A 700-nucleotide genomic window follows, 5' to 3' on the forward strand; every position below is an offset into this window, starting at 1 on the left:
GCCTCGTCTACGACATCAAGGAGCTGGCGCCAGGTCCGGGCGGCTCGACGCCCGAGATCATGATCGTGGCGCCACCGCCGATGCAGGACGACGTCAAGGAATGGAAGTCCATATTCGCCGGCGCGCCGGAGAAATCGCGCCTGCTCGCGCTCGAGTTCGAGGTTCTGGCGGACTCGCTCGAACTGCACTTTTTCGATGCCGGCTCGGTGGTGTCGTGCAGCGAGGCGGACGGCTTTCACATCGATGCCGAGGCGCACAGATTGCTGGGCACCGCGCTCGCCCGCGCGGTCGATGCCATCGGCTGGAGCCGCTCGACATGAGCAACCATACCGCCGCCAGGCAACGCGCTCTTACCGACGGGGCGACCTTTGCCTGACATGAGATTCGCACCACCCAATCCCTTGCGCATCGCCGATCGTGCGAGCGGGCTGAATGCATTGAGCGTCCGCAGCTACAACGAGCGGCTGGTGCTGTCCCTGCTGCTTCAGAACGAAGGCATTTCGCGGATGGAAATCGGCGAGAAGACCGGCCTGTCGGCGCAGACGGCTTCAGTCATCGTTCGCTCGCTCGAGCAGGAGGGCCTGGTCTCGCAGGGCGAGGCGCAGCGCGGCCGCGTCGGGCCGCCGACGATCCCGCTTTCACTCAACCCGGAGGGCGCCTATGCGGTTGGCGTCGGCTTCAGCCGGCGCAGGATCGACAT

The 700-nt window shown here is 65.9% G+C and carries 1 protein-coding gene and 1 pseudogene; both read left to right on the plus strand.

Annotated features, from left to right (window positions below; translation table 11 throughout):
* Nucleotides 1–320, plus strand: a pseudogene (locus EN991_RS38640) (hydrolase); the annotation flags it as partial.
* A 57-nt stretch (nucleotides 321–377) separates the two neighbouring features.
* The coding region (locus tag EN991_RS38645) for a MarR family transcriptional regulator (RefSeq protein ID WP_127370652.1) at nucleotides 378–700 on the plus strand (323 nt) is incomplete at its 3' end.

Source organism: Mesorhizobium sp. M7A.F.Ca.US.005.03.2.1 (genome assembly GCF_003997795.1).
Lineage (GTDB): Bacteria > Pseudomonadota > Alphaproteobacteria > Rhizobiales > Rhizobiaceae > Mesorhizobium > Mesorhizobium ciceri.